Source organism: Flammeovirgaceae bacterium, assembly GCA_015180985.1.
In the GTDB taxonomy this organism is placed as follows: Bacteria; Bacteroidota; Bacteroidia; order Cytophagales; family Cyclobacteriaceae; genus UBA2336.
Genome location: CP054185.1, coordinates 141,251 through 160,365, shown reverse-complemented (window position 1 = coordinate 160,365; position 19,115 = coordinate 141,251). Strand labels below are relative to the sequence as shown.

The following is a 19,115-nucleotide window of genomic DNA, read 5'->3' as shown; positions in this document are numbered from 1 at the left end:
TGCATTAGGTAGTTGGCAGTATAATGGTAAAGGTACTTCCTTTTCCCTCCTGGCTGGTAAAATTAATTTCTCCGTTTAATAATTCCACATACCGTTTTACAATGTTCAGGCCAAGCCCTGTGCCCTGAACCTGGCCGGCATTGCTGGCCCTGAAGAAACGTTCAAACAGGTGTTTTACATCCTCTTTCGGGATGCCGATACCCTGATCGATTACGGCAATGTCGAAATGATTTTCCCAGAAGGTAACGTGGATAGCAATGGGCTTGCCCGCTTCGGAGTATTTGCTGGCATTGGAGATGAGGTTAAACAGTATATTGCGTAACACCTTTGGATCAGTACATATGGGTTTTTCCTTTCCCATGATCTGAAGCGTAAGGTTCTGCTTTTCTTTAAGCTGGGGTTTCATTTCTTCAATAACTTCGTGCAGCAACTCGCTCAGGGGTATCGTTTCTTTGGCAATGTCAATCCGGCCTTCCTCCAGTTTGCCCAGCGAAAGAAAATCATTCAGGATGTTGGTCAGGTGGCTTACCGAAGATTTTATCCGTTGTATGTGTTTATCAATTTTTGCCAGGTCGCCCTTTTCTTTGTACTGCATCACAAGCGAAGCTGAGCTGAGTACCGTGCTGAGCGGAGTGCGGAATTCGTGTGAGGCAATGGAAACGAACTTGCTTTTCAGTTCATTTAATTCGCGCTCGCGTTCCAGGGCATGCTTTACTTCTTCCTCCGCCTTTTTTCGTTCGGCAATTTGTTCCTGTAAAAACCGGTTAGCCCGCTCAAGGTCTTCAACGGATTTGTTGAGTGCATCGGTGCGGGCGCGAACTTTGCGTTCCAGTTCGGCAGCATACAGCAGTAATTGTTCCTCACTGCGTTTTACGGCTTCTTCAGCCTTTTTGCGTTCGGTAATGTCAATGATAAAGGCAATTACGATGAACTGATTGTTTATCCGGTGATGACTCAGGCTTACTTCCACCGGAAATTCGGTACCGTCTTTCCGAACAGCCAGCAAATCGCGACCAACACCCATTTTGCGGGGCGCAGGTGCCTGCCGGAACGACTCCCGGTATTTTACGTGCCCTGCGCGGTAACGCTGAGGCAGCAATATCTCCAGTGATTTACCAGGCAGTTCACCGGCCTGGTATCCAAACATAAGTTCAGATGCTTTATTAGCCAACCGGATTATGCCGGCCTCGTCCACCATCAGAATCCCCTCGGCTGAACTTTGAAAGATTTCGCTCAGCGTTTCGGGTGAGGCAAAAGGTATCTTGAATGGCTGCTCGTTCACGGAGTGGAAATATAGCAACAACCGGGCATGATAAAAATCAGTTTTTGGTATGATGCATATCAAGCACGTAACCCGGCCAAACCCTGTATGTTAGCATTAGTTACCATGCATGGACCCTGTACTTTGCGCACTTGATTTTTCGGAGAATTCGCCTGTTGTTCTGAAGGCAGCTGTTAATCTGGCTGCCCATTTTCATACCCGGCTAATCGTTTTGTATGCCTACCGGATTATTCCGGAAAATGAAACCATTGCCGATTACAGGAGGACTATTGTGAAAAAAGCCCAGGAAAATTTTGCACAACTGGAAAAAAAACTTGGCCTGAACGGTTCGATACCCTATGAATTCCGGGCCGAAGTGGGATTTCTTTCAGACCGGATTAAAAGTTCGGTGCAGGCAAACCGCGTGGGGTTTGTGGTAATCGGGCAACGCCTGGCCTCTGAAATAATTGAACAGAAAGGGATGACCCTGGAAGGATTTATAGGCCAGGCCCCGGTACCGGTTTTGATTGTGCCTGAAATGCAGGCCCAACCTTAAAATTTGTGTTAATTCCGTAAAGAAAGGTTAGAACTAACATGAAAGTTTTTATCTTTAAAAACATTAATAATCAACGCCATGAAAAAAATTCTTGTACCTATTGATTTCTCTAAAACGGCCCAGACGGCAGCCGAGGTGGCGGCCGGTATCGCCAAAAAAGCCGGTGCCGAGTTGATATTACTTCACGTTATAGAAGAAGGTTCCAAAGGATCTTTTGCCGTAACCGGTGAGATTCAATTCGCTGACATGGAGGAGAAGTTGTTTATGTTGAAACTCATAGAGCGATCAAAAAAACAAATGGCCAAATTTGCGGCCGACCCGGTGTTTAACGGAGTAAACGTTAAACCTGAATTACGAATCGGGTCTCCTTTCCACGGCATGCGTACCATTATTGCCGAACACAAAGTTGACTTGGTGGTAATGGGAACAACCGGTGTTAGCGGTGCCACCGAAATGATTATTGGCTCAAACACTGAAAAAGTGGTACGCCATGCCAAGTGCCCTGTGCTCACTATCCAGAAAAAACCCACGCGAACGAACTTTAAAAACATCGTTTACGCTACCTCCATGAGCAAGGATGAAGAAGTTTTCTCCCGTATTGTAAAACGCGCCCAGGCCATGTACGATTCAACCATTCACCTGGTGCGCATTAATACACCCGGCAACTTTCAGCGTGATGCCGTAGTAAAAAAATACATGCAGGATTTTGCTAAAAAGCTGCAGTTGAAAAATTACACCATTAATGTGTTTAACGATGTTACCGAGGAAGAAGGTATTATTTATTTTGCCGACAGTATCCATGCTGATATGATAGCGATGGCCACCCACGGCCGCACAGGCTTCGCGCACGTACTGGCAGGCAGTATTGCTGAAGATGTGGTAAACCACAGCAAACGCCCGGTGTTAACGTTTGTAGTGAAGCATCGGAAATAATCCAACGTAGTTTATATGTAAAAACCCGGGCAACCGGGTTTTTTGTTTTATGGCGATATTTTTCTGTAGTTGCCTTTTATGGAAGACTATTACCGGGTATTAGGAGTTTCGCGTTCCGCCCAGCCGGCTGAAATCAAACGGGCTTACCGGAAGCTTGTCCAGCAGTTGCATCCCGATGTAAATCCTGACCCGCATGCACAGGAACTGATAAAATTGGTTAACGAGGCCTATGATGTGTTGGGTGACCAAGCAAAGCGGAGTGAATACGACTACCGGTTGGAAAATCCGTTCACCCAAACTGTTGAACCGCCTGTTCCTTCACATCGTGATCCCCGCTATCGGGGCAATGGTGCATACCGGCCGCCACAACCGAAGGGACCAACCCAACGCGACCTCATGATCAATGCACTGCTATTCCTCAGGCCGGTGGCCATTGCGGGATGCCTGCTTTTTGCATTGCTGGTGGCGGATTACTTTCTGCCCCCCAGGCAAGCTGTTGAAACACTGGTGAAATTTCGTAATGAAGCGTTCAGGCGCGGGTGGCAGGATTACCTCGTTACCAATACAGGCAGAGAAGTGAAGATTGCGGTTGAAGACGTGCAGGCGTTACCTGTTAGTTCACAAATGGTGTTTACTGAATCGGCCATCTTCAACATATTGATGAAAGTTCAAACCACAGACGGAACCCTTGTGATTACCAACCTGGGTTCGTTATACGGTAATTTTATTTTTGTTCCGGTTTTACTGGTGGTTGCCAGTGTGCTGTGGATTTTAGGCCTCGGTAGCTTAGAGTTCAGGTTTAATCTGGGTATTATTAGTGTGTTCCTTATTATTTTTACCATAATACTGATTTTCGTTTCGTAATGACTAAGAAAAACAATTGGAAACAACGGGAGGGAATTGTGTACTCTACCAACAACAATTTTCAGTACGAAACCCGTACTGTGTACGAACCCGGCACCCTTCCGCCTCAGCAACAACAGCTACGCGTGCTGCTCGACAAAAGCGGGCGTGCCGGCAAAACCGTTACCCTTGTTACCGGGTTTGTTGGTAAAGTAGCTGACCTGGAGGCCCTTGGAAAACTACTTAAAGGCCAGTGTGGCGTTGGCGGTTCGGTAAAAGACGGTGAAATTCTTTTGCAGGGCGACCAGCGCGATAAACTGGTAACCCTGCTTACTAAAAGCGGGTATAAAGTGAAACGCATCGGCTGATAGACGGCATCAGACCGGTTTCAGTACTTTAATCACCGGTTTCATTTCCACCTTTGAGTTGATAGAATTGGTGATTAAACAGGCTGCTTCTGATTTTTGCAAAATCCGTTCGGCCCGTGCATAATCCTCTTCACGGATAATAACCAGTTCCGGCTCCAGCAGCACCTCCGTCATCCGGTATTTGCCCTCAGCCTGGTCCAGTTTGCCGGTTGCCTTACACGCGAAACGTTCAAACGCCAGTTTTGAGTTTTCGGCAATAGCCAGAAAAGTCGTCATCAGGCAACTGCTTACTGCGGCAGTAAACAAATGTTCGGGCGACCAGATTTTTTCCATGCCTTTCGGAAAGGGCGGGGGGGTAGCTACGGAGAGGTTCTGATCAAGTTCATCAGAATAAAGAGTCCCTTTCCGCTCCGCATCCCAGCGCAGGTTTACGGTATAAGCATGTGTGTACGTCATGATTTAAAATTTTATGTAAAGGTGCACAGCAGGGGCGGGTACAACTATGACTTCAGTCACACCGGGCGATGATTTTCAAAGACCATCGGGATTTGCTATTTTGTTGGGCATGAGTACCCAGCAGCGATTTCAGGAACTGAAGGCTATCCGCATCAGGCGAATCCAGTTTGAACGAGCTGTAAAGGACACATTTTTTATTACCCTTGGTATTCTGGCCGCATCGTTCGGACTTAAAGGGTTTTTGCTGCCCAATAAATTTTTAGATGGCGGTGTAATGGGTATTTCGCTGCTGGTTAATCAACTTACCAAAACCGACTTATCGTTGTTGGTTGTGGTGCTCAATGCGCCATTTATTGTTATCGGTTACACCCAGGTTTCCAGGTTGTTTGCATTTAAAACACTTGTTGCCATTGTCGGGCTGGCCTTGGCGTTGTATTGGATTGATTTCCCTTTGGTTACCGATGACGATTTGCTGATTGCTTTCTTTGGCGGTTTTTTCCTGGGGGCCGGCATCGGCTTATCCATACGCGGAGGCAGCGTACTGGATGGAACAGAAGTATTGGCGATTTATACCAGCCGCAAAACCACGCTTACTGTAGGTGATATAATTCTTGGATTAAACATCCTGATATTTTCAGTGGCGGCCTATTTAATCAATATTGAAACGGCCCTGTACGCCATACTCACCTACCTGGTAGCCTCCAAAACGGTTGACTTTGTTGTGCATGGCATTGAAGAATATACCAGTGTAATGATTGTTTCAGAAAAAAGCGAGCAGATTAAAGACGCCATCACTAACCGCATGGGCCGCGGGGTTACCATTTTAAAGGGCCAAAGCGGCTTTGGCAAAACCGGGCACCGGGTAAAGGACATGGATGTTATTTTCTCAGTCATTACCCGGCTGGAGTTGCAAAAACTAAAAACAGAAATTTCTAAAATTGATGAACACGCCTTTGTGGTAGAGAATAGCATTAATGATGTAAAAGGCGGCATGATCAAGAAACGACCCCTCCACGACTAACTTCGCGAAATAATCTCTTCAGAATCCATGATAAACCGACTTGCCCTTGTTTTTTGTATTGGATTATCAGTAACCGTATCGGCACAAACCAACAGGAAGATTGCAAAAATTGATTCTGTATTAACATACCTCCACCAGCGGCAACTGTTTAACGGAGTGGTGCTGGTAGGTGAGAGAGGTAAAGCAGTATACAAAAAAGCTTTCGGACCGGCCGATCCGGTAACCGGCCAGGCGTTAACTACTTCCTCTTCGTTTAATCTTGCTTCGGTATCCAAACAGTTTTACGGCATGATGATCATGATACTGAAAGAACAAGGTAAACTACGATATGATGATCCCGTTGCAAACTATTTTCCAACGTTCCCTTATCCGGCCATAACTATCCGGCATTTGCTTAACCAGGTTTCCGGTTTGCCTGAATATTTTGAATTGGTTGATCGCGACATGAACCTGCTCGATACGCTTACCAACAGCATGGTGCTTGATTTACTGGCAACCAAGAAACCCGCGTTGGTTTTTAAACCGGGTGAACGTTGGGAGTACTGCAACACCAATTACATCCTGCTGGGTTCACTGGTTGAAAAACTATCAGGTATGCCGGCCAACCGGTTTTTCAGTCAGTCAATTGCAAAGCCATTGAAGTTAACCAACACGTATGTGTATACGCTGAAGTTGGGCAGGAGTCCTGCCGGCCGTGTAATTGGTTTTCGTTACGAAGGAGGCAAGCCGGTAATCAACGACCTGAATCAGTTTGATGGTGTTGTTGGCGATGGTAATGTGTATTCTTCTGCTGAGGATTTATATAAGTGGGACCAGGCTTTATATACTGAAAAGCTGGTAAAACGAGCAACGCGCGATGAAGCATTTACAGCAGGGAAACTGAATTCGGGGGAAAACCACCAGTACGGATTCGGCTGGCGGATTGATGAGCCAGGAAAAACTGTTTCGCATACCGGAAGCTGGGTAGGGTTTCGCACCTTGATTGTTCGGTATGTTGATAAAAATCAAACACTTATTGTCTTATCGAATAATACAAATAGTACTGCCCGCGTGGTGCGCGACATTTGGGAAGATAAACCATACACACTTCCATCCACCCATTTGATTACCAATGTGAGAATCATTAACGGAACAGGGCTTCCGGCATTTAGTGGCAGTGTGCGCATCGTTGACGACCGGATTGCCGACATCGGCAACCTGACACCGCTGCCCGGTGAAACTGCTACCGATGGAAAAGGAAACGTGCTGGCACCCGGCTTTATCGACAGCCACAGTCACCACGATTGGGGCCTGAAGAAAAACCCATCGTGCATTGCAGCCACCAGTCAGGGTATTACTACCATCGTGGTGGGGCAGGATGGCGGCTCAAAACCGATTGACTCCATTCAGTATTTGCTCAATCAACAACCGGTAAGCATTAACATCGCCACGTTTACCGGGCACGCCTCACTACGGGAAAAAGCTATGAACGGTGATGTGCTCCGAAAATCCACACCTGAAGAACTGCTTGTCATGAAAGACATGCTGAAACAGGAAATGGAAAAGGGGTCCCTGGGCCTTTCAACCGGGCTGGAGTATGAACCCGCCTTTTATGCAAGCCGCGATGAAGTAATTGAACTGGCGAAAATTTCTGCAGCATACAACGGCCGGTACATCAGCCACATCCGCAGTGAAGATGTACACATTGACAGGGCGCTTGAAGAATTGATTGATATCGGCCGGCAGGCCAGCATACCCGTGCAGATTTCGCATTTTAAAATAGCGTTGCGAAGCAAATGGGGTAGTTCGGTATCCCTGCTCGCCTTACTTCAGCAAGCGCGCCAGCATGGTGTAACTGTTACAGCCGATGTGTATCCCTACAGCATGTGGGGCTCAACACCGCGGGTGTTGTTTCCTAAAAAAGATTTTACCAGCCTGGCCGCTGCGCGTTATGCAACTACTGAATTATTTGATCCGTCCGCATCGGTAATGGCCTGGTTTCCGCCCAACAAAGCGTATGAAGGAAAAACAATTACGGATATTGGAAAACTAAACAATGAAGATGCAGCCATAGCCTTACTGCGCATCATCCGCGAAGGGGAAGCTGCCGGGGAGAGCGGTTACATTGTGGCCACATCCATGAACGAAGCCGATATTAAAAATTTTTTACTATGGGAATACAGCAGCATTTGTTCTGATGGCTCAATTGATGGCCATCCGCGCGGACATGGCGCCTTTACACGGGTTCTTGGCCGGTATGTGCGCGAGCAAAACCTGATGCCGCTGGAAAAAGCAGTGTATAAAATGACGGGGCTACCGGCACAGAATCTGGGTATTAAAGGCCGCGGCCTGATTCAGCCCGGGTACTTTGCTGATCTTGTTTTATTCAATCCGGAAACCGTTATGGATAACGCTACCATTGAAAACCCATCGGCACTATCTGCTGGTGTGGAGATGGTTTGGGTAAATGGTGAGCCGGTGTACCAAAACCAACGGGCAGTTAATAATTATCCGGGCGTATTGGTGAAGCGCTGACTACTTTTTAAGAAAGTCCTTTTTGGTCAGATCCCAGTAGTTGGGTTCCGTTTTTTCCGTTAACTGATTCCAGTAATCTGGGGTAACCCTGCGGCCATCCAACGTGCGGAGTTCACGGTTATACACCTTTACAACCGGGTTAAACGTTACATCGGGTGTGATGATGGTATAAGTTGGTTCCAGCCCCTCTTTGGGTGGGTCGGTTTCGACAATCGTTTCCAGTTTGTTGTGGGTGAGTAACCGGTGAAGAAAATCAGCCCGATTTTTCGGAATACCAGCTTCGATGATGCGGTAGTTCACTCCGTCAATCTCTTTGGTTACGTGCTGAAATCTATCGAGTGCCATCAGAAGGATTTACAAAGTTCGTTAATGTAATCAAACACCGGGCTGTAAAAACCCAATATTACAATACCGGCTACAGAAAGTATAAGCGAAATTCGCATAGCCCCATCGCTGGTGATGACAGGCACAGGCGAATCGTTTTTGTTGATGAACATGGCCTTAACCACCAGCAGGTAGTAGTAAAGCGATATTACCGTATTCAGTACCGCTATCAATAGCAAGGTGTAAAAGCCGCTTTCGGCAACAGCCGTGAATAAAAAGAACTTACCGAAAAAGCCAGCCAGGGGTGGTATGCCGGCCAGCGAAAACAGCGCAAGCATCATGGTCAGGCTCAGCAGCGGGTTGGTTTTATAAAATCCGTTGTAATCATCAATGTTTAGTTTTCCTGAAGCCTGTTCTACCGCCTGTACCACGCCAAAAGCAGCCAGGTTACTGAACACGTAAACAAGTACAAAGTAAACAACAGTGGCCATCCCCAGGGTATCACCATTGATAACGCCCAGCAGCATAAAACCGGCTTGTGCTATAGACGAAAATGCCAGGAAACGTTTCAGGTTTTGCTGGCGGATGGCAAACAGGTTACCGATGGTCATGGTGACGATGGCCGTGGCATACAATACTTCCTGCCATACGGGTTGAATCGTACGGAACAATGTGAACAGGAGGATAACCAGTAAAAACACAGCTGAACCCTTTGAAATAACCGACAGGTACGAAGTAACATTGGTGGGGCTTCCTTCATATACATCGGCCGTCCACAGGTGAAAGGGCACAATGCTGATTTTAAAGGCCAAACCGGAAAAGAAGAAAATAAAACCCAGGATGGTAAGCAGTGAATCACTTAGGGAGAAATCGGCAAAATATAAATTGCCGGTTGCCCCATACAGCATGGATAGCCCAAATAAAAGAATGGCCGATGAAAATGCCGATGACAAAATAAGTTTGATGCCCGCTTCGGCCGATTTGCTCTGGTATTGTTCATAAGCAGCCAGTGCAGCTATCGGAATAGTGAGCAACTCAAGCCCGAGGTAAAACATCAGGAAGTGTCCTGCCGAAATCATGTAGTTTACACCAATCAAACTTGAAACCAGCAGCAGGTAAAATTCTGTTATCCGGCTTTTCATGCCGGCCTTACCCAGCCACACGTTGCTTTGCAGAAAAATAATCAGCACCCCGATGTTCAGGATGTTTTTCATCAGCATGCGCAAGGGATCGGTAATGTACATTCCGCCAAAAATACTTCCGCTTTCAGCGGGCCAAAATCCAAACAGGGCAACCGCAGCCATCAGCAGGCAGGCAACAACATTTATCCTGCTTTTCTGTTCATCGGAAACTCCAATCTCAAGAATAATCAGCACCAGGGCCAGCCCGATCAGGGCCCATTCGTGTCGCATCAGTAAAAGTTCGTTCCAGGTCATCGCATTAATCCAAAATTGTACCCAGGCTGTTCATTATCATATCCGATAGCCACAGCGGTGCGATGCCGATAACCACAATGCCGGCAATCAGCGAAACAGTGGCCAGTTTTTCATACCAGGTTGCAGGATGAAATTTATTGTACTCATCGTTTTTAACCGGCCCCATCAGTAAGGTGCCCACCACACGAAGGATGTATACGGCTGTTATCACGATGGAGGAAACCGCAATAATGGTGATGAAGCGATGGAACCAGTCCGGGTGCTGGAAGGCACCGACAAAGATGGTCATCTCGGCCACAAAGCCGCTCAGGCCGGGCAAGCCCAACGAAGCCAGACCGGCAATCACATAGCATGCCGACAGGAAGGGCAGCACTTTCATCAGCCCGCCCATTTCATGCACAATGCGCGTGTGCGTGCGTGAATACAACATGCCAATCAAAGCAAAGAAAAGAGCGGTCATCAAACCGTGTGAAATCATTTGAATGACTGCACCGGTGGTTGCGGTTTTATTCAGCATCAGCAACGCAAACAATACCAGCCCGCAGTGGCTTACGGAAGAGTATGCGTTAATGTATTTCAAATCGGTTTGGGCTATTACACCCAGTGCACCATAGATAACAGAAATAGAGGTTAGGATTAGGAATATCCAGGCCAGTTCATTAGCGGCCTGGGGCATAAGCCAGATGGCCACTTTCAGGCAGCCATACCCGCCCAGTTTCATCAGCACCCCTGCATGGAGCATCGATACTGCGGTGGGAGCGGAACTATGTCCGTCAGGCGACCAGGTGTGAAACGGAAATAAGGCACCGATTACGCCAAACCCGATGAAGGTAAGCGGAAAAAATATGCGCTGCATTTCCATAGAAAAGTTTTGTGTGACCAGTTCAAGAATGTTGAAGCTGTGATGCCCGTTAAAATCGGAGTTGAAATAAATGCCGAGAATACCTACCACCAGCAGGGCCGACCCGGCCATCAGCATCAGCGTTAGCTTCATGGCGCTGTACTCTTTTTTGCCGCTGCCCCAGATGCCGATGAGCAGGTACATGGGGATGACGGCCAACTCGAAGAAGAGAAACATCACAAACAGGTCGAGGGAGATGAAGAACCCGAACACGCCTGTGGCCAGCACAATCAGCGAGATGAAAAATTCCTTGTACTGATCCTCCACTTCCCAGCTTGCAAAAACACCGGTGAAGATAACGATAGCGGTAAGCACAATCATAGCTACCGAAATACCATCTACACCAATGTCAAATGAGATGCTCAAACTGTTGTACCACGGAAACCGGTGATAGAACAATACAGGTTCAGCATTTCCGTATGCACGTTCGGAAAGAAAGGCATAGAGGAGGTAAAACGATTGCACCAGTTGAATACTCATACCGGTTGCAGATAAAACCTTAACCTGCTTTGAGTTTTGTGCAAACACAATAGCCAGGGTGGTAAGGGCCGGAACGAGGATGAGCGATATCAGTATCATTTTACCTATGTGAATACAGTACAACCAATACAATTAAAATAACACCCGATAAAAAGATGTACGCATATTTCTGCAACTGTCCCGATTGAAATTCCCTGATATGAAGAGAGATCCAATTGGTGGCTGCGGCCGTAAAATCCATAAAGCCGTCAATAATGTGCCGGTCGAACCAGGCCAGCGGTCGGGATACCAGGTTGAAGATTATCCGCTTTGTAATAAAAACATAGATTTCATCAATGTAGAACTTCCGGTAAATCGTTTGATACAATCCGCCAAGGGAAGAAGCGATTTTGTCCGGTGTTTCTGATTTCTTTTTATAGAATAACCATGCAGCGGCAATTCCGGCTACTGCTGCGGTTACGGAAATAACAGCCACGTTCAGATGAAGAGGTGTTTCCAGCGGGTTTCCATCTGAAGTAACATAGTTTCCGAACGGTATAAATCCTGCAGTGATTGATCCAATGGCAAGAATACCCATTGGTACCAGCATACCGGCAGGCGATTCATGCGGGGTATGTTCATAAGTACGATCGTTGTTCCAGAATACCAGGAAGTACAATCTGAACATATAGAAAGCAGTAAGTGCCGCAGCGAGTGTGGCCATGATAAAGTAAACGGGATTTGAAGCCAGTGTGGCGGTAAGAATTTCATCCTTACTGAAAAATCCTGCAAAAGGCGGAATACCTGCAATGGCCAGGCACGCAATGAGAAATAAAATGTGCGTTACCGGCTGATACTTCCGCAACCCGCCCATTTCCCGGATATCATTCGCATGCACCGCATGGATGATGGAACCGGCACCAAGAAACAGCAGCGCTTTGAAGAAGGCGTGCGTAAACAGGTGAAACATAGAGGCCGTAAACCCAAGCCCTTCCTGGCCGTAACCGGAAACACCGATGGCAAGCATCATGTACCCGATTTGCGACATGGTGGAGAACGCGAGTATCCGCTTAATATCGGTTTGCGTGCAGGCAATAATGGCGGCAAACAACAAGGTGAAGGCTCCGATAAAGGCAACTACATCCAGTGCAACCGGTGCATGGAATACAAATACCGGGAACATGCGGGCCACCAGAAACACACCGGCCACCACCATGGTAGCAGCATGGATTAGTGCCGATACAGGTGTTGGGCCTTCCATCGCATCGGGTAGCCAGATGTGCAACGGAAACATAGCCGATTTACCTGCCCCGCCCATAAAAATCAGCACCAGCGCCCAGGTAAGTACCGAAATGCCCATAAAGGATATGCCGGTAATGGAAGCGATGGCCGGATTTGCAGGATTGGTAATTGTAATAAAATCAAACGTGCCGGTGTAATACGAAATGATAAGGATGCCCACAAGAAAACCGAAGTCGGCAAAGCGGGTTACGATGAACGCCTTTTTAGCCGCAGCAACCGCTTCGGGTTTGTCGTAATAGTAACCTATAAGCAGGTAGGATGAAACGCCCACCAGTTCCCAGAACATATACAGTTGAAACAGGTTGGTAGCCACCACCAACCCCAGCATACTGAAGCTGAATAAGGAAAGAAACGCGAAGTATCGCACAAAACCCTTCTCACCGTGCATGTAACCCAGGCTGTACAAAAACACCATCAGCGATATGGTGGTGATTACCACCAGCATCATCACCGAAATCGGGTCGAGCAGGATGCCCATGTCAATCTGCAACGCATCGGTAAACCGGAGCCAGGTTATGTTGAAGGCAAGCTGTTTGATGTATGGCCCGAATTGTGAAAAGTAGTTAGCCGCAGATTGCCATGAAAGAAAGGTTGAGATACCGATGGCAATTACCGCAAGCCACCCGGCTGCTTTGTGCGGAAGTTTATCGCTCAGCAAACCGTTAATAACAAAGGCCGCGAAGGGCAACAGGATGATGAGTATGGTCAGGGTCGGATTCATTAATATTTCATTTTGTCAACTTCTTCCACATCAATGGAGCGGATGTTACGGTACAGGTTAATGAAAATGGCAATAGCCACAGCCGCTTCGGCAGCGGCAATGGCAATGATAAACAGTGCGAAAAAATGGCCGTCAATACCCGATGGGAACAGGTACCGGTCGAAGGCCACAAAGTTGATGTTCACCGCATTGAGCATCAGCTCGACACCAATTAACATCGTCACTAAATTTTTTCGCGTAAGAAAACCGTACGCACCGATGAAGAACATCAGCGTGGAGACAATGAGCACGTGCGATAAAGGAACCTGGTCAATCATGCTGCGGGCGGATTTCGTTTAGCAATAACAATGGCGCCTACCAGTGCAGCCAATAACAAGATGCTGATTACCTCAAAGGGCAGCACATATCCTCCGGCATTATACGCCAGCATACGTTCACCAATCAGGCCCACGGTGGCATCTACTAAAGTGCCCGTGCCTGCTGCAAAGGGGTGGTGAGTAAGTACATAAATTGTGATAGTAAATCCCACCGCTGTCAGCGTAAAGGTTGCGGCAATCTTGCTCCAGCGGGGAAGCTCCAGTTTCTCATTGATATGGGTGGTGAGCAGGATGGAGAAGATAATCAGCACCACAATACCGCCAGCATACACAATCAGCTGAACGGCTGCCAGAAAATAGTAATCAACCATAAAGTAGATGGCAGCCGTGCCTCCCAGTGCGAACAACAGGTAAACGGCAGCACGCAAAATTCTGCGGGCCGTAATTGCGGCTATGGCCGACAGGATCATGACGGCTGATAGCAGATAAAATAAGAGTGCGCTGGTTCCCATCATTTTATTCCGTCCATAATTTTTGATCCCGGCTTATTTAAAATTTTGGTGAGCTTCGACCGGTCGAACACGGCATGCTCAAACGTGTTGGCCATTTTAATGGCATCGGTGGGGCAGGCCGGTATGCACAGCCCGCACATGGTGCACATCTGCAGGTGATATACGAATTTATCGAGGGCTTTTACTTTTCTTCCGTCAACATCAACTTTCTTGTGAATAATCTCAATGGTGCCGTTTGGGCACGCCACTTCGCAGGCCGAACAGCCTGTGCAGCGGTGCTCGTTTTTCTCATCGTGAATAAGCACCACCTCGCCCCGGAAGCGTTCAAACATTTTTAAAGTATCGCGGTTTTCGGGGTATTGCTGGGTGATGATTTCTTTCGGGTGGGTAATATAATGCCCTGTTACCCGCAGACCGGTTATTAGCGACCGGAGGCCGAAGTAGATTTCCTTAAAATAGTTTACAACACTTTTCATTTATAGCGCAGTAAAGTCGTCCTACCACTTCAAGTGGTAGGACGACTGAGTTAAAAATGCCAGCCCACCAATCCGATAAAGGCCATCACTAAAATGTTTACCAGGTTAATGGGCAATAAATATTTCCATTCCAATGTTAACAACTGGTCGATGCGCAGGCGCGGGAACGTCCAGCGGAACCACATCATCAGGAAAATCATAAACGATACTTTTCCGAAAAACCAGAAGACCGGGGGAATGTAATCCATGATGGCGTTAAAACCTTCCCAGTTGCCGATGTGCAGCGGCATCCAACCGCCCAGAAAAACGGTAGCGCCAATAGCCGAAACGATAAACATGTTGGCGAATTCAGCCAGGAAAAAGAACGCGAACTTCAATCCTGAATACTCGGTATGAAAACCGGCAGTCAGTTCCGATTCGGCCTCAGCCAAATCAAACGGCCCGCGGTTGGTTTCGGCTGTGCTGGCAATTAAGAAGATCAGAAAGGCAATCATGGCCGGGATGTGACCCTTAAATATCCACCAGCCATCGGCCTGCGATTCAACAATCACACTGAGTTGCAAACTGCCGGTGAGTACAACAATGGTAAGAAGAGAAAGTGCCACCGAAAGTTCGTAGCTGATGATCTGTGCTCCGGCCCGCATGGCACCGATTAACGAATACTTGTTGTTGGATGACCAGCCGGCCAGCAGAATTCCGATAACGCCTAAGGAAGATACAGCCGCCACATAGAGAATGCCAATATCAAAATCCAGTGCCTGCAATCCTTTGGCAAAAGGCAATGCCGCCATGGCCATGAACGCGGCCATCATAATTATATACGGAGCCAGGTTAAAGAGAAACCGGTCGGCTTCTTTGTTAATGATGGGCTCCTTCATCAGCAGTTTAATTACATCGGCAATGGTTTGCGCGGTACCCCATTTGCCTACACGCATGGGGCCCAGGCGCTGCTGAAAGAAGGCGCTCACTTTCCGTTCGGCATAAACGAGCACCAATCCCAGCACGGCAAAAAACAACATGAAGGCAATGCCTACCAGAATCATTTCAGTAATCATCACGCCATTTGGAGAAAGGAAGGATGAAAGCCACTCGTGGATGGCGCTGGTCAGGTAAGAAAAATCGTACAGAGCTTTCATCGGTCAATATCGGGTATTACTAAATCAATGGTTGACATAATGGCTACCAGGTCGGCAATCTTGCACCCGCGCGCCATGTGGTCGAGTGCCGAAAGGTTGCTAAAGCCTGGCGACCGGAATTTTAAGCGGTACGGACTTTTCTGCCCTTCGCTGATTATGTACACCCCAAACTCACCGCGGGCCGTTTCTACTTTTTGATACCATTCGCCCTTGGGCAGTTTGATCACCGCTTTGGTCGGAGCTTTAAAAGGTCCTTCCGGTATGTTATCAATCAGTTGCTCAATGATTGAAAGCGATTCCCACATCTCGGCAATACGGCATTGATACCGCGCAAAGCAGTCGCCTTCGGTGTGGATAATTTCTTTAAACTGCACCTTATCGTAGGCGCTGTACGGGTGGTGCTTGCGAACATCGCACGAAAAGCCGGAGGCCCTGCCCGAAGGACCGGTTACGCCAACCGAAATCGCATCTTCTTTTGATAGTTTACCGATGCCGATGGTGCGTTCGCGGAAGATGACGTTATTGGACAGCAGATCATCATATTCAGGCAATTTCTTTTTGAAGTGAGTTACAAAATCTTTCGTGCGCTTCTGAAAATTCGGGTGGATGTCGAACATCAGTCCGCCCGGCACATTGTAGTTCATGGTGAGCCGTGCCCCGCAGGTTTCTTCAAAAATATCGGTAATCAGTTCGCGGTCGCGGAAACCATAGAGGAACGTAGTAATCGCGCCCAGGTCCATGCCCATTACGCCCCACCACAACTGGTGCGAAGAGAGGCGTGTCAGTTCACCAATGATGGTGCGGATGACTTTTACGCGCTCAGGGATTTCAACCTGCAGGCCCATTTCCACAGCCAGGCAAACCGCCTCGTTGTTAATGTGGCAGGAGAGGTAGTCCATGCGGTCGGTAAGGTGCACAATCTGCTGGTAGCTGTCGTGCTCGCACATTTTTTCGATGGAGCGGTGAATGTACCCGATGTGGGGTTCTACTTTGCGGATGATCTCCCCATCGAGCGAAAGCACCAGGCGCAGCACACCGTGTGTGGATGGATGCTGCGGCCCCATGTTAATGAAGTACTCCTGCGACTCCAGCGCTGTGGTAACAACCTCTTCCATCAGTATTCAATCATGTTTACTTTATCCACATAATCCTTTCGCATCGGGTAACCAACCCAGTCATCGGTTAATAACAGCCGCCTTAAATCGGGATGATTGTTAAATGCTATTCCGAATAAATCGTAAACCTCGCGCTCATGAAATTCGGCTGTTCGCCAGAGGTCGCAGACGGTATCGGTTTGCGGATTTTCCCGTGTATTGATTTTTGCTTTAATCACCACCATGTGATTGAGCAAAGTGGATTTCAAATGGTAAACCACTTCCATGTGTTGGGGCCAATCAACCCCGGTAAGGCAAAACAGGTAATCGAATGAAGTTTTCGGGTTGGATTTAAGTTCGGAGAGGAGGGGATGTGCTTTTTCGGAAGGAACAACGGCCTGCAGATATTGGGCGCCCTGGCTGATTTCAGCCTCGGGTACCCGTTGTAAAATGAATTCCTTCAGCGCTTCGTTATCCATATAGTCTGTTTATCTCTTAGCGTCCTTCTCCTTCAGGATAGGGATTAAAGGGAGTGAGGTCAAACAAAGTCTTCCATCGGGTTACGCGGCTCGGTTACTGACTCACCCCGGATTTTCTTTTGTAATTGCATTATTCCGTACAACAATGCTTCCGGCCGTGGCGGGCAGCCGGGTACATACACATCAACCGGAATAATGTGGTCGGCTCCTTTTACCACCGAATAGGTGTTGTAGTAAAACGGTCCTCCTGAAGTAGCACAAGCACCCATGGCGATTACATACTTCGGGTCGGCCATCTGGTCATATAATCTTTTCAGTACCGGTGCCATTTTATTTACAATGGTTCCGGCAATCACAATCAAATCTGCCTGACGCGGAGTAGCCCGTGCTACCTCAGTTCCAAACCGGCTCCAGTCGTGCCGGCTGGCACCGGTGGCCATCATCTCGATGGCGCAGCAACTGGTACCGAAAACCAACGGCCAAAGTGAATTGGCGCGTGCCCAGTTCACCACATTATCCACCGAAGTGATGACGATGTTGCTTCCCGGCCCACGAACAACCTGGCCGGGAAAATCTTTCAACAGTTCTTCGTGCTGCTGTGGTGTTATTGTATTTTGGTTTACTCCCATGTTAATGCTTTCTTTTTCCAGGCGTACAACAGCCCCAATCCCAATACAAGGAAGAATATCACAATTTCAATAAAAGCGGCAAGCCCAACGTGCTTCATGGCTACGGCCCATGGAAAGATAAAAACGGTCTCTACATCAAAAATCAGAAAGATGATAGCGAAAAGGTAGTAGCCAACGCGGAACTGAATCCACGATGTGCCCTTTGTAGGAATGCCGCACTCATACGGTTCATCTTTCTGCAGGTTTTTTGATTTGGGCGCCACCAGGTTCGAAACCAAAACACCCGCGCCCACCATAATGATGGCGCATATAAACAAAATCACCAATGCTTCGCTGCCCATGGTTATTTAATCTCCCAGGTTTCACCACTCTTCAGCAGGTCGTCAACCGAGTGGTACCTGGCGTTTTTAGTAATTTTTTCACGCTCTTCGGTAATAGCCTCATCGTACGTTTTTGCACGCACTTCGCGGATAACGCCCAGCGCCATCGGGAAATGCGGAGGGGCCATGCGGGCCAGCATTAAATGCAGGGTAGGATCTTCAGTGTGCGCATCGTGTACCAGAATATCCTTTTCGGTAATGCCGTTTTCGCCCAGTGTTACAACTTCCAGTTTAAGCCCGTTCAGGCGTATGCCTTTCTTGTTTTCTTTTCCGAACAGCAAAGGTTGCCCGTGCTTTACGTGCAGTTGAAACTCATCGCGGTTTTCGCGTGCCGTTACGGCCGCATGGGCGTCATCGTTAAAGATGACGCAGTTTTGCAATACCTCAACCAGCGAGGTGCCCACATGCCTGGCTGCATGCACAAAAATTTCGGTCATTAGTTTCGGGTTGGTATCAATGGTGCGGGCGTAGAAAGTACCCTGTGCCCCTATAACCAGTTCGGCTGCATGAAAGGGGCGCTCAATGGAGCCATATGGGGTTGACTTGGTAACCAGCCCGGTAGGCGAAGTGGGTGAGTATTGCCCTTTGGTAAGCCCGTAAATCTCATTATTAAACAGAATGATGTTAATGTCAATGTTTCTGCGAAGGGCATGGATAAAGTGGTTTCCGCCAATGGCCATGGCATCGCCATCTCCCTGGATTTCCCAAACACTTAGTTTGGGGTTGGCAAGCTTAACACCCGTAGCCACGGCCGGCCCGCGCCCGTGGATGGTATGAAAGCCGTAGGTGTTCATGTAATACGGAAAGCGGGAGGCACACCCGATGCCTGAAATAAACACGATGTTCTCTCGCGGAATGTTCAGTTGGGGCAACGCGTTGGTCATAGCCGATAATATCGAGTAGTCGCCACAACCGGGGCACCAGCGCACCAGTTGATCGCTTTCAAAATCTTTTTTGGTAAGCTTTTGCTGCGGTATATCAATGGTATTTTCCATGT

Annotated in this window: 21 protein-coding genes; 6 read left to right on the top strand and 15 right to left on the bottom strand. The window is 47.9% G+C overall.

What is annotated here, in order from left to right:
- Positions 1–4 precede the first annotated feature (4 nt).
- Complete coding sequence (locus tag HRU69_00700) at positions 5–1,282, bottom strand: PAS domain-containing sensor histidine kinase (GenBank protein QOI96080.1); 1,278 nt, start codon at positions 1,280–1,282, stop codon at positions 5–7.
- A gap of 109 nt (positions 1,283–1,391) precedes the next feature.
- Here HRU69_00700 and HRU69_00695 point away from each other — a divergent pair, with 109 nt between their 5' ends.
- The 4 genes from HRU69_00695 to HRU69_00680 all read left to right on the top strand — a co-directional run bounded on the left by HRU69_00695 (position 1,392) and on the right by HRU69_00680 (position 3,961).
- Positions 1,392–1,817, top strand: coding sequence for a universal stress protein (locus tag HRU69_00695; protein QOI96079.1), 426 nt, complete (start codon positions 1,392–1,394; stop codon positions 1,815–1,817).
- A gap of 78 nt (positions 1,818–1,895) precedes the next feature.
- Positions 1,896–2,750, top strand: coding sequence for a universal stress protein (locus HRU69_00690; protein QOI96078.1), 855 nt, complete (start codon positions 1,896–1,898; stop codon positions 2,748–2,750).
- A 78-nt stretch (positions 2,751–2,828) separates the two neighbouring features.
- Positions 2,829–3,614 (top strand): DnaJ domain-containing protein, encoded by a 786-nt coding sequence (locus tag HRU69_00685; protein QOI96077.1) that lies wholly within the window; start codon positions 2,829–2,831, stop codon positions 3,612–3,614.
- Positions 3,614–3,961 carry a translation initiation factor gene (locus HRU69_00680; GenBank protein ID QOI96076.1) on the top strand — a complete coding sequence of 116 codons (348 nt, stop codon included), beginning with the start codon at positions 3,614–3,616 and terminating at the stop codon, positions 3,959–3,961. Before HRU69_00685 ends, HRU69_00680 begins: the two co-directional genes overlap by 1 nt.
- 9 nt (positions 3,962–3,970) lie before the next feature.
- Here the strand turns inward: HRU69_00680 and HRU69_00675 are convergent, their stop codons facing one another.
- Positions 3,971–4,417 carry an OsmC family protein gene (locus HRU69_00675; GenBank protein QOI96075.1) on the bottom strand — a complete coding sequence of 149 codons (447 nt, stop codon included), beginning with the start codon at positions 4,415–4,417 and terminating at the stop codon, positions 3,971–3,973.
- Between the two features lie 109 nt (positions 4,418–4,526).
- Between HRU69_00675 and HRU69_00670 the strand changes: the two genes are divergently transcribed.
- Positions 4,527–5,438, top strand: coding sequence for a YitT family protein (locus HRU69_00670; protein QOI98789.1), 912 nt, complete (start codon positions 4,527–4,529; stop codon positions 5,436–5,438).
- 27 nt (positions 5,439–5,465) lie between these two features.
- Complete coding sequence (locus tag HRU69_00665; GenBank protein ID QOI96074.1) at positions 5,466–7,952, top strand: serine hydrolase; 2,487 nt, start codon at positions 5,466–5,468, stop codon at positions 7,950–7,952.
- On the opposite strand, the gene HRU69_00660 is transcribed toward HRU69_00665, so the two are convergent.
- Genes HRU69_00660 through HRU69_00600 form a run of 13 tightly spaced genes read right to left on the bottom strand, consistent with a single transcriptional unit; the run spans position 7,953 to position 19,113 of the window.
- On the bottom strand, positions 7,953–8,297 hold the full coding sequence (locus HRU69_00660) for a hypothetical protein (GenBank protein QOI96073.1): 345 nt from the start codon (positions 8,295–8,297) through the stop codon (positions 7,953–7,955). It lies immediately after the preceding gene.
- Positions 8,297–9,712 (bottom strand): NADH-quinone oxidoreductase subunit N, encoded by a 1,416-nt coding sequence (locus HRU69_00655; GenBank protein ID QOI96072.1) that lies wholly within the window; start codon positions 9,710–9,712, stop codon positions 8,297–8,299. The genes HRU69_00660 and HRU69_00655 overlap by 1 nt, the downstream gene beginning before the upstream one ends.
- 4 nt (positions 9,713–9,716) lie before the next feature.
- Positions 9,717–11,192, bottom strand: a complete 1,476-nt coding sequence (locus HRU69_00650; GenBank protein QOI96071.1) for an NADH-quinone oxidoreductase subunit M — start codon at positions 11,190–11,192, stop codon at positions 9,717–9,719.
- A 1-nt stretch (position 11,193) separates the two neighbouring features.
- A complete protein-coding gene (gene nuoL, locus HRU69_00645; protein QOI96070.1) occupies positions 11,194–13,095 on the bottom strand; it encodes an NADH-quinone oxidoreductase subunit L in 1,902 nt (633 codons plus the stop codon).
- Positions 13,095–13,412 (bottom strand): NADH-quinone oxidoreductase subunit NuoK, encoded by a 318-nt coding sequence (gene nuoK / locus HRU69_00640; GenBank protein ID QOI96069.1) that lies wholly within the window; start codon positions 13,410–13,412, stop codon positions 13,095–13,097. Before nuoK ends, nuoL begins: the two co-directional genes overlap by 1 nt.
- A complete protein-coding gene (locus HRU69_00635; GenBank protein ID QOI98788.1) occupies positions 13,409–13,924 on the bottom strand; it encodes an NADH-quinone oxidoreductase subunit J in 516 nt (171 codons plus the stop codon). The genes nuoK and HRU69_00635 overlap by 4 nt, the downstream gene beginning before the upstream one ends.
- Entirely contained in the window at positions 13,924–14,400 is a 477-nt protein-coding gene (locus HRU69_00630) for a 4Fe-4S binding protein (protein ID QOI96068.1), read from the bottom strand. The genes HRU69_00635 and HRU69_00630 overlap by 1 nt, the downstream gene beginning before the upstream one ends.
- Before the next feature lie 50 nt (positions 14,401–14,450).
- A complete protein-coding gene (gene nuoH / locus HRU69_00625) occupies positions 14,451–15,536 on the bottom strand; it encodes an NADH-quinone oxidoreductase subunit NuoH (protein ID QOI96067.1) in 1,086 nt (361 codons plus the stop codon).
- The gene (locus HRU69_00620) at positions 15,533–16,600 is read right to left on the bottom strand and encodes an NADH-quinone oxidoreductase subunit D (protein ID QOI98787.1); all 1,068 of its coding nucleotides are present in this window, start codon (positions 16,598–16,600) and stop codon (positions 15,533–15,535) included. The genes nuoH and HRU69_00620 overlap by 4 nt, the downstream gene beginning before the upstream one ends.
- A 50-nt stretch (positions 16,601–16,650) precedes the next feature.
- The gene (locus HRU69_00615) at positions 16,651–17,109 is read right to left on the bottom strand and encodes an NADH-quinone oxidoreductase subunit C (GenBank protein ID QOI96066.1); all 459 of its coding nucleotides are present in this window, start codon (positions 17,107–17,109) and stop codon (positions 16,651–16,653) included.
- Between the two features lie 59 nt (positions 17,110–17,168).
- Positions 17,169–17,738 (bottom strand): NADH-quinone oxidoreductase subunit B, encoded by a 570-nt coding sequence (locus HRU69_00610; GenBank protein QOI96065.1) that lies wholly within the window; start codon positions 17,736–17,738, stop codon positions 17,169–17,171.
- The gene (locus tag HRU69_00605; protein QOI96064.1) at positions 17,729–18,079 is read right to left on the bottom strand and encodes an NADH-quinone oxidoreductase subunit A; all 351 of its coding nucleotides are present in this window, start codon (positions 18,077–18,079) and stop codon (positions 17,729–17,731) included. The genes HRU69_00610 and HRU69_00605 overlap by 10 nt, the downstream gene beginning before the upstream one ends.
- Before the next feature lie 2 nt (positions 18,080–18,081).
- Positions 18,082–19,113, bottom strand: coding sequence for a 2-oxoacid:ferredoxin oxidoreductase subunit beta (locus tag HRU69_00600; protein QOI96063.1), 1,032 nt, complete (start codon positions 19,111–19,113; stop codon positions 18,082–18,084).
- Positions 19,114–19,115: the final 2 nt, after the last annotated feature.